At 46.1% G+C, this 9,212-nt stretch carries 11 protein-coding genes; 7 read left to right on the top strand and 4 right to left on the bottom strand.

The window, feature by feature from the left end:
* The first annotated feature begins 169 nt into the window (after positions 1-169).
* Both ACTIE0_RS03075 and ACTIE0_RS03070 read left to right on the top strand, forming a co-directional pair.
* The gene (locus ACTIE0_RS03075; protein WP_006623047.1) at positions 170-415 is read left to right on the top strand and encodes a type II toxin-antitoxin system RelN family antitoxin; all 246 of its coding nucleotides are present in this window, start codon (positions 170-172) and stop codon (positions 413-415) included.
* Complete coding sequence (locus tag ACTIE0_RS03070; RefSeq protein WP_006623046.1) at positions 405-581, top strand: hypothetical protein; 177 nt, start codon at positions 405-407, stop codon at positions 579-581. The genes ACTIE0_RS03075 and ACTIE0_RS03070 overlap by 11 nt, the downstream gene beginning before the upstream one ends.
* Positions 582-594: 13 nt before the next feature.
* On the opposite strand, the gene ACTIE0_RS03065 is transcribed toward ACTIE0_RS03070, so the two are convergent.
* The 3 genes from ACTIE0_RS03065 to ACTIE0_RS03055 all read right to left on the bottom strand — a co-directional run bounded on the left by ACTIE0_RS03065 (position 595) and on the right by ACTIE0_RS03055 (position 1,878).
* Positions 595-870: a DUF5615 family PIN-like protein gene (locus ACTIE0_RS03065; RefSeq protein ID WP_006623045.1), complete on the bottom strand. Its 276-nt coding sequence runs from the start codon at positions 868-870 to the stop codon at positions 595-597.
* Positions 871-924: 54 nt separating this feature from the next.
* On the bottom strand, positions 925-1,149 hold the full coding sequence (locus ACTIE0_RS03060) for a DUF433 domain-containing protein (RefSeq protein WP_006668326.1): 225 nt from the start codon (positions 1,147-1,149) through the stop codon (positions 925-927).
* Positions 1,150-1,722: 573 nt separating this feature from the next.
* Positions 1,723-1,878, bottom strand: coding sequence for a DUF433 domain-containing protein (locus ACTIE0_RS03055; RefSeq protein WP_006623041.1), 156 nt, complete (start codon positions 1,876-1,878; stop codon positions 1,723-1,725).
* A gap of 127 nt (positions 1,879-2,005) precedes the next feature.
* Between ACTIE0_RS03055 and ACTIE0_RS03050 the strand changes: the two genes are divergently transcribed.
* The 5 genes from ACTIE0_RS03050 to hsdR all read left to right on the top strand — a co-directional run bounded on the left by ACTIE0_RS03050 (position 2,006) and on the right by hsdR (position 7,774).
* Positions 2,006-3,529, top strand: a complete 1,524-nt coding sequence (locus tag ACTIE0_RS03050; RefSeq protein WP_006668325.1) for a class I SAM-dependent DNA methyltransferase — start codon at positions 2,006-2,008, stop codon at positions 3,527-3,529.
* A 122-nt stretch (positions 3,530-3,651) separates the two neighbouring features.
* A complete protein-coding gene (locus tag ACTIE0_RS03045; protein WP_006668324.1) occupies positions 3,652-3,870 on the top strand; it encodes a type II toxin-antitoxin system HicB family antitoxin in 219 nt (72 codons plus the stop codon).
* The gene (locus ACTIE0_RS03040; RefSeq protein WP_439516833.1) at positions 3,870-4,109 is read left to right on the top strand and encodes a type II toxin-antitoxin system HicA family toxin; all 240 of its coding nucleotides are present in this window, start codon (positions 3,870-3,872) and stop codon (positions 4,107-4,109) included. Before ACTIE0_RS03045 ends, ACTIE0_RS03040 begins: the two co-directional genes overlap by 1 nt.
* A gap of 79 nt (positions 4,110-4,188) precedes the next feature.
* A complete protein-coding gene (locus ACTIE0_RS03035; protein WP_006668322.1) occupies positions 4,189-5,412 on the top strand; it encodes a restriction endonuclease subunit S in 1,224 nt (407 codons plus the stop codon).
* 52 nt (positions 5,413-5,464) lie between these two features.
* Complete coding sequence (gene hsdR / locus ACTIE0_RS03030) at positions 5,465-7,774, top strand: EcoAI/FtnUII family type I restriction enzme subunit R (protein WP_006668321.1); 2,310 nt, start codon at positions 5,465-5,467, stop codon at positions 7,772-7,774.
* A 12-nt stretch (positions 7,775-7,786) separates the two neighbouring features.
* Here hsdR and dnaA read toward each other — a convergent pair whose 3' ends face one another.
* Positions 7,787-9,148 carry a chromosomal replication initiator protein DnaA gene (dnaA, locus tag ACTIE0_RS03025; RefSeq protein ID WP_006668320.1) on the bottom strand — a complete coding sequence of 454 codons (1,362 nt, stop codon included), beginning with the start codon at positions 9,146-9,148 and terminating at the stop codon, positions 7,787-7,789.
* Positions 9,149-9,212: the final 64 nt, after the last annotated feature.

The following is a 9,212-nucleotide window of genomic DNA, read 5'->3' as shown; positions in this document are numbered from 1 at the left end:
AACCCCTATCAAATCAGGAAAAAAGTGCTTTAACGCCAATCGACCCCACTACCATGAGGAAAGCGACAGGCTGGGGAACCCGACAGCCAAATCCGCCGCCACCCCCGGCGACCTACTCGATAAGGGGAAATGCGCTAAATTAGCTACAAACCCCTAAAGTCGAAACAGCATGAAAGCTATTGAAACCACAGCCACCATTAACGAAAGTGGAGAACTGACCCTTGATTGCTCCCTAGGTATTACCAAACCTCAGCGAGTCCGCCTCATCGTCTTGATGCTGGAAGAAGACGAAGAAGACCCCGGCGAAACACCTACCGAAATCGCCATAGAAGGCATTAAACAAGGACTACAGGAAGCCTTCACGGGACAAACCCTCCCCCTGTCAGAAATGTGGGAAGGTATTGATGCCGAGTGAACCATTACCCATTGAAATCGCCTTGACTCCCCGCTTTAAACGCGACCTCGGAGTTTCTGGGAGGCGATCGCCTCAACGGCGGACTGTTCGATCGCGACTGGGGAGTTGTGTCGCCATAGTTGTTGTTGAGTTTACAGCTAATGCTGTCGATTTTAGCTTACCTTAACGCTAATCCGGTGCTAGTAGAGGGTCAAGATGCCTAGGGTAGAGTCACTGATTAAGGTTTGAATATGTGCTGCGTGAGTTCGCAGGATTGCTTCAATGTCTGTGGTAGAGCAGTTGCCTCGACGAATCCAAATTATTTTTGGGGGAAAGCCCATTAATGTGAGGAGTTCGTTGTAGTCGCTGTCTTTGGTGACGATGATGAATTTATGGTGCTTGGCATAATCCCAAACCTCACGATCGCCTGATTTCTCGAGTCCGATTTGGTAAACGTGGGTTGATTCGGGAAACAAGTAGCGCAAGTCTTTGTATTAGCCGAGGTGAAAGATTGTGGTCAAATAGCAGATTCATGCTTGCACCAGTAGGGTTTGTTGTTCCCGATTGGCGGCGTAGCTGAGGCAAGCCAAGATATCCTCTTGGGTGAGGTAGGGAAAGTCGTCTAAAATTTCTTGGTAGGTCATGCCAGAGGCTAAATAGGACAGCACATCATAAACGGTGATCCGCATACCGCGAATGCAGGGTTTGCCACTGCGTTGGCTCGGTTCTAGGGTGATTCGTTCTCTGTAGTCCATTGGCTGTTGCTCCTTTTTCAGTTGGGGCTTGCTCAATTCTGATTCATCGTTCAGTCATATTTTGATTATACTGGCTATATTTTGAAGGGCGACAATCATTGACCGGACAAACTCTCCCCCTCTCGGAAATTGCCTATTAATCAATAACAATACCTAAGACACTTTCCACACGAGGAGAAACCGATCGCCACCAAAAACAATAACTCGCAGACACTCTCGACGGGGGGTGATATCGGAAATGTCCGTAAGATTGTGGGGCTGCTCCCTATTAATTAGATGGGGATTGGCTCATTCATAAGAATTGTAAAAAATTGGGGTTTTTGTGGTCGGTGGGGGGGTACACTGGAAGTTATTTGAGTGGGATGGACTCGCCCGGTGACGTAAGGACAGCACCAGAATAACGATCGCTTATTGGTACTATGGGGGAATGGCGATCGCATGATCAGGAAGCCAAGATGACTAATCAACGTTTGCATTGATGTTGGTTAACCGTCGTCAAGCCTTCGATGACGCTACGGAAATTTACTTAATCTTGATCGGCGATTTTGTTTCATGTGGAAACCTTTAGCAGCTTCATGCTTGCACCAGTAGGGTTTGTTCACGATTGGCGGCGTAGCTGAGGCAAGCCAAGATATCTTTTCGGGTGAGGTAGGGAAAGTCGTCTAAAATGTCTTGGTAGGTCATGCCAGAGCCTAAATAGGACAGGACATCATCAACCGTGATCGGCATACCGCGAATGCAGCGTTGGTCAATGGGTTGGCTCGGTTTATGTTTCAGTGATAATCGTTCTGTGATATTTTGATGATACTGGCTATATTTTTAAGCCGGACTATTGACAGAACGGCAAAAAGGGACAATGTTTGAGCAAACGTTCAAAAATATTGATGATGTCCTGCGAAAAGAGGCAGGTTGTACGACCGAGTTAGATTATACGGAGCAAACCTCTTGGCTCCTGTTTCTCAAGTATCTGGATGATTTGGAAGAGGAACGGGCGATGGAGGCGGAGTTACTGGGGAAGTCTTACGAGTTCATTTTGGACGAAGCCTATCGCTGGTCTTATTGGGCTGCGCCAAAGTTACCGAGTGGGGATATTGACCGCAACCATGCTTTAACCGGCGATGATTTGATTGAGTATGTTAATAATGTTCTGTTTCCCCACCTGCAAGGATTCAAACAACGCGCCGCCAGTGCGGATACCATCGAATATAAAATCGGTGAGATTTTTGGGGAAATTAAGAATAAGTTTCAAAGTGGTTACGGTTTGCGGGAAGCGTTGGAGTTGGTGGATGAGTTGAAGTTTCAGACCCAGAAGGAGAAACATGAGCTTTCCCATCTCTATGAAACGAAGATCAAAAATATGGGGAATGCTGGCCGGAATGGGGGGGAATATTACACGCCACGGCCGTTAATTCGGGCGATGATTCGGGTGGTTAAACCCAAGATTGGCGATCGCATCTATGACGGGGCTTGCGGTTCGGCTGGATTCTTATGCGAGAGTTACGACTATTTGCGCCAAGGCAAGCTCACCACCCAGCAGCTTAGGCTACTCCAAACCGGGACACTATTTGGCAAGGAGAAAAAGAGCCTCGCCTATGTCATCGCCATCATGAACCTGATTCTGCATGGCATTGATGCGCCGAATATTATTCATACCAATACTCTGGCGGAAAATCTCAGCGATATTCAGGAGAAAGACCGTTTTAATGTGGTATTAGCTAACCCACCTTTTGGGGGGAATGAACGGAAGGAGGTGCAGCAAAATTTCCCGGTTAAAACCGGAGAGACGGCGTTTCTGTTTTTGCAGCACTTTATCAAGATTCTCAAGGTGGGGGGACGAGCGGGGATTGTTATTAAAAATACCTTCCTCTCGAATTCTGATAATGCGTCGCGGGCTTTGCGACAGCAGCTTTTAAGCGATTGTAATCTACACACGATTTTAGATTGTCCGGGGGGGACGTTTATCGGGGCTGGAGTCAAAACGGTGGTGCTATTTTTTGAGAAGGGGAATCCGTCTGATTCGCTTCAGGGAATGCCTTTATTTTCTCAGGGGAAATCTCACGCTGAGGGAATGGCGACTCGGAAAATTTGGTACTACCAGCTAGACCCTGGGCGGAATTTGGGCAAGACGAATCCGCTTAATGATGAGGATTTACAGGAGTTTGTGGAGTTGCAGGCGACTTTTGCAGACTCGGATAAATCTTGGTCTGTGGATGTGGCGGATATCGACTGGGAAACCTGCGATTTATCGGTTAAAAATCCCAATAAGGCAGAGGAAACAGCATTGAGAGACCCGCAGGAAATTTTAGATGAGATTGCGGCTTTAGATGCGGAGAGTGTGGAGATTTTAGCAGGAATTGGGGGGATGTTAATGGTAGATTGATTTTCAAGCTCAAATTAATATCTATAGGTTGGATGAAGCCAAGGGCGAAACCCAATATCCCCTAAAATCCAGAAACCGGGTTTATGGCTACTGAATTTAAGATAATTGAACTGAGGTAGGTTATGAAAAATATCAAAATTATTGTAGAAAAACACGCTGATGGTTATGTGGCTTATCCTTTAGGAATACAGGGGGTGATTGTGGGTGAGGGAGATAGTTATGAAGAGGCTTTAAATGATGTCCGTTCTGCGATTTTATTTCATGTGGAAACCTTTGGGAAATCGGTACTAGAATCGGAGGATTTTATATTAGAGGCTTTTGTAGCTGAGACTAGCTTATAATGAGTAAATTTCCGGTAAATGCCCCCAAAACAAAAGTTATTAAAGCACTAGAGATGCTGGGATTTTCAATAGTGAGGGAGAAAGAACATATTTCTATGATTCGTCAAAATACTGATGGTACAAGGACTCCATTAACTTTGCCGAATCATAAACTAATTAAAGGTTCTACGCTGAGAAGTATCTGTACTCAATCTGGTATTTCACGGGATGATTTTCTAGCTGTATATAACCAAACCTAGAAATCTACCTGGTTTTATTTATGGATTGATGGGCTAAATTTGCAGGGTTTATTTTAGCAGGTATTGGGGGGATGTTGGGATGAAGGGTTGGGATATTGTTGCCCTAGAAGACTTAGGTAAAATTACTTCGAGTAAACGTATATTTAAGAAGGATTACGTTGATTCAGGAATTCCCTTTTATAGAACTAAGGAAATTAAAGAATTAGCCAATGGCAAAGAAGTTTCTACTGAACTTTTTATATCAAGAGATAGTTTTAATGAAATTAAGGCTAAGTTTGGGACTCCGAGCGTAGGAGATTTGCTAATTACTGCCATAGGTACTGTTGGTGAAATTTATGTTGTAGATAGAACTGACTTCTACTTTAAAGACGGAAATGTACTTTGGCTTAGAGACTTCAAAGCTATCGAGCCAAACTTTTTAAAATATGCCTTGATTGCATTTGTAGACGAGATTAATAGTCTCTCTCACGGTTCTACCTATAAAGCTCTTCCTATAGAAAAGCTCAAGAAACACAAAATATATAAGCCGTCAATTTCAGAACAAAAGCGGATTGTAGCGATTTTGGATGAGGCGTTTGAGGGGATTGATGCGGCGATCGCAAACACCCAGAAAAACCTCGCCAACGCCCGCGAACTCTTTGAAAGCTATCTCAACGGCATCTTTACCCGGAAGGGTGATGGGTGGGTTGAGAAAAAGTTAGGGGAGATTTGCCATAAAGTAGAGTATGGTTCATCTTCAAAATCACAGCCAGAAGGCGATATTCCTGTTATTAGAATGGGCAATATTCAAAACAACATGATTGACTGGACTGATTTAGTATATACTTCAAATCCAGACGAAATTAATCGATACTTACTCCAGTATAATGATGTCTTATTTAATAGAACAAATAGTGCAGATCATGTTGGCAAATCTGCAATATATAAAGGTGAAAAGCCAGCCATTTTTGCTGGCTATTTAATCCGTGTTCATTATAAAAAAGATGTGATAGATCCAGATTTTTTAAACTTTTACCTAAACTGTTATAAAACTAGAGAATATGGTAAATCAGTGATGAGTCGAAGTGTTAATCAAGTAAACATTAATGGAACGAAGTTAAAAAACTATCCTATCTACCACCCCGATCTGTATACCCAGAAACAGATCATTAAAAAGCTATATTTTCTTTTTCGAGAAACCCAACGCCTAGAAACTATCTACCGCCGTAAACTAGAAGCCCTGCAAGAACTCAAACAATCCATCCTACAAAAAGCCTTTACCGGAGAACTCACCAACGAAAAGGCTAAAGACGTGGCCGCCTGAACACCAGATAAAATAGAGAAAAAGTGCTTGAACACAAATCCACCCTCCCACCATGAACGAAGCTGAAACCCGCGCCGAACTCATTGACCCCGCCCTAAAAGCCGCAGGCTGGGGAATTACCCCCGAAAGCCAAATCCGCCGCGAATTTGTCACCCCTGGCCGCCTACTGGGTAACGGAAAACGCGGCAAATCAGAAAAAGCCGATTATGTCCTGGTTTATCGAAATCACAAACTGGCCGTCATTGAAGCGAAAAAACGCGACCTCCGAGACACCGAAGGCGTAGGACAGGCTAAAAAATACGCCGAAAAACTGCAAATCCGGTTTGCCTACTCCACCAACGGCCGCCGCATCTATCAAATTGATATGCACACCGGACAGGAACAATATATCGACCAATACCCCACCCCAGAACAACTCTGGGCGGCGACCTTCCCGGAAGTGAACCAGTGGCGCGATCGCTTTTCTACCATTCCCTTCGAGGACAAAAGCGGCACCTGGGAAGCCCGCTATTATCAACATAACGCCATCACCCAAGTATTAGAGGCGATCGCAACCGGAAAAACCCGAATTTTGCTCACTATGGCAACGGGAACAGGCAAAACCTTTATCGCCTTCCAACTCGCTTGGAAACTCTTTCAAAGTCGGTGGAACCTCAGCCGACAACCCACCCGCCGCCCCCGTATCCTCTTCCTCGCTGACCGCAACATTCTGGCAAACCAAGCCTTTAACTCCTTTTCCGCCTTTCCTGATGATGCCCTCGTCCGCATCGACCCGGAAATCATCACCAAAAAAGGCAGAGTCCCTAAAAACGGTAGCATCTTCTTCACCATCTTCCAAACCTTCATGACCGGGACTGATGACCAAGGCGACTCCGCCCCCAACTTTGGCGATTACCCCCCCGACTTCTTCGACTTCATCATCATTGATGAGTGTCACCGAGGCGGCGCAAGCGATGAAAGCACCTGGCGCGGTATCCTGGAATACTTCGCCCCCGCCGTGCAACTGGGACTCACCGCCACACCCAAACGCACCAAAAACACGGACACTTACACCTACTTTGGCGAACCCGTCTACACCTACGCCCTTAAAGACGGCATCAATGACGGGTTTTTAACCCCGTTTAAGGTCAAGCAAATCGAAACCACCCTAGATGAATATATCTACACCGCCGATGACATTGTATTAGAGGGGGAGGTGGAAGAAGGCAAACGCTACACGGAGTCAGACTTTAACCGTACTATTGAGATGGAAGAAAGGGAACGATATCGGGTTAGGTTGTTGATGGATAACCTGAACCCAAGGGAAAAAACCCTCGTTTTTTGTGCATCCCAAGACCACGCCCTATTCATCCGCGACCTAATCAACCAGATGAAAACCAGCCGAGATCCCAACTACTGCGTTAGGGTGACGGCTAACGACGGCAAGGACGGAGAACAACACCTGAGCCACTTTCAAGACAACGAGAAATCTATCCCCACCATCCTCACCACCTCCCGTAAACTCTCAACGGGGGTTGATGCCCGCAATGTCCGTAATATTGTCCTACTGCGCCCCATCAAGTCCATGATTGAGTTTAAGCAGATTATTGGCCGGGGAACTCGACTCTATGAAGGGAAAGACTATTTCACAATTTACGATTTTGTTGGCGCGTACCAACATTTTAACGACCCAGCATGGGACGGCGAACCGGAAACCCCCACCCCCATCACCCCCGGAATCAAAAAGCCCTCGATTCAAGACCCCCTAGAACCGGGCGAAACGGAAGAGAAGAGACAACCCCAGAAACTGAAAATCCAACTGGCAGACGGCAAAGAACGCGAGATCCAGCACACCTTAGCGACCAGTTTCTGGAGTCCCGACGGGAAACCGTTATCAGCGGCTGAGTTTATCAAGGGTCTGTTTGGCACTCTCCCGGAACTGTTCCAAGATGAAAACCAACTGCGGGAACTGTGGAGCAGCCCTGATACCCGCCAGAACCTGTTAGACAGCCTGACGGAGAGAGGCTACAGTGGCGAGGACTTGCTGAAAATTAGCCGCATTATCGACGCGGAAAAAAGCGATATTTATGACGTGCTGGCTTATATCGCCTATGCTACGCCTCCGATAACTCGCAGCCAGAGGGTTCTCGCCCAAAAACGCCTGATTTTTTCCCACTATGACGACAAACAACAGGAGTTTTTAGAGTTTGTCCTTGAGCAGTACATGAAAGAGGGGGTGCAGGAATTGAGGGAAGATAAGCTAGGGTCACTGCTGGAACTGAAATATCACGGACTCCGGGATGCTGTGGCTCAATTGGGGAAGGTTGGCGATATCCGGCAAGTTTTTATCAGCTTCCAGCAATATCTCTATAAAGCTAGTTGACTCCTACCGGACTTAATGACTGTTTAAATTAATACGATCGCTTAACTGTTGTAGAATCTGATGGAGTTCCGGATCGCGATCGCGACGTTTGGCAATCTTTTCGCAGCCATACATAACCGTTGTATGATCTTTCCCTCCAAACACTTCCCCAATCTTAGGTAAACTCAGATCCGTATGCTGTCGCATCAAATACATCCCCACCTGACGTGCTAAACTAATTTCGCGACGGCGAGAATTGCCTTTTAAATCCTCTACCGATACCTTAAACTTGTCCGCCACCGCTTGGATGACTATTTCTGGGGATGACTCCGACTTGGGTTCTGTCGGGGTTAAAACCGCCGCAATATTCTCCACATTCATGGGAAGACTGGAAATAGAAATATAAGCCACCGCGCGAATTAAGGCTCCTTCCAACTCCCGAATATTCGAGGTGTAGTTAGTCGCAATATACTCAATCACCGCTGGGGGGAGTCGCATATTTTCATATTCAGCCTTTTTCTGAAGAATAGCCATCCGCGTTTCTAAATCAGGAGGTTGAATATCCGCTACTAACCCCATGGAAAACCGAGAACATAGGCGATCTTGCAATCCCGAAATTTTCGACGGGGGGCGATCCGAGGCTAAGACAATTTGTTTCCCCGCCTCATGGAGAGTGTTAAAAGTATGAAAAAACTCTTCCTGGGTGTACTCCTTCCCCTCAATAAACTGGATATCATCAACTAATAACACATCAGCGGCTCGGTAATGGTCCCGGAAACTCTGCATACTGTCGCGACGGATCGCGGCAATTAAATCATTGGTAAACTTTTCTGTAGATACATAAAAAACACGAGCATAAGGATTAATTTCTAAGCGGTAATGACCGATCGCCTGCATTAAATGAGTTTTTCCCAAACCTACCCCACCACAGAGAAACAGCGGGTTAAATTCACGTCCCGGAGACTCAGCTACAGCCAGAGATGCAGCATGAGCCAAGCGACTCCCCGACCCCACCACAAACTGGGAAAACATATATTTAGAATTAAGGTTAGGCGGTTTATGCACGCTAGAGACTACTTCCCCTGGGGTATCTAACCCGCTCGATGACACCCTAGGACTGTGATCATTGGTTGTCATTAATTCTCCGGTTCCGGTGGTGATACAAATTTCTAGGCGATCGCCCATAATATCCTGGACGACATCGGCGATGATTTCCCGGTAGTGTTTTTGTAACCAATTACAGGCGAAGGGGTTAGCGGTGCGAATTACTAGACAATCGTTTTCTAGGCTAGTGGCGATCGCTGTCTTAATCCAGGTATTATATGTCGGTTCCCCAAGCTGTAGCTGGAGACGTTCCAAGACTCGATTCCATAACTGTTCAAGAGAAATATCCACGGCTTACCAAAATTAAAGATTTGCTCCCGCGATTCTGCCAGAGCCGGCAAGAATCATGTTAAAT

This window comes from Limnospira sp. (genome assembly GCF_051859755.1).
Classification (GTDB): domain Bacteria; phylum Cyanobacteriota; class Cyanobacteriia; order Cyanobacteriales; family Microcoleaceae; genus Limnospira; species Limnospira fusiformis.
The sequence above is the reverse complement of the archived record's forward strand: the minus strand, read 5'-3'. Positions and strand labels throughout refer to the sequence as shown.

Excerpts from the sequence above, each read along its gene's own strand:
- ACTIE0_RS03070 (WP_006623046.1), top strand. The coding sequence starts at position 405 with ATGCCGAGTGAACCATTACCCATTGAAATCGCCTTGACTCCCCGCTTT.
- ACTIE0_RS03035 (WP_006668322.1), top strand. The coding sequence starts at position 4,189 with ATGAAGGGTTGGGATATTGTTGCCCTAGAAGACTTAGGTAAAATTACT.
- hsdR (WP_006668321.1), top strand. The coding sequence starts at position 5,465 with ATGAACGAAGCTGAAACCCGCGCCGAACTCATTGACCCCGCCCTAAAA.
- ACTIE0_RS03060 (WP_006668326.1), bottom strand. The coding sequence starts at position 1,149 with ATGGACTACAGAGAACGAATCACCCTAGAACCGAGCCAACGCAGTGGC.
- ACTIE0_RS03055 (WP_006623041.1), bottom strand. The coding sequence starts at position 1,878 with ATGCCGATCACGGTTGATGATGTCCTGTCCTATTTAGGCTCTGGCATG.
- ACTIE0_RS03050 (WP_006668325.1), top strand. The coding sequence starts at position 2,006 with ATGTTTGAGCAAACGTTCAAAAATATTGATGATGTCCTGCGAAAAGAG.
- ACTIE0_RS03075 (WP_006623047.1), top strand. The coding sequence starts at position 170 with ATGAAAGCTATTGAAACCACAGCCACCATTAACGAAAGTGGAGAACTG.
- ACTIE0_RS03045 (WP_006668324.1), top strand. The coding sequence starts at position 3,652 with ATGAAAAATATCAAAATTATTGTAGAAAAACACGCTGATGGTTATGTG.
- ACTIE0_RS03040 (WP_439516833.1), top strand. The coding sequence starts at position 3,870 with ATGAGTAAATTTCCGGTAAATGCCCCCAAAACAAAAGTTATTAAAGCA.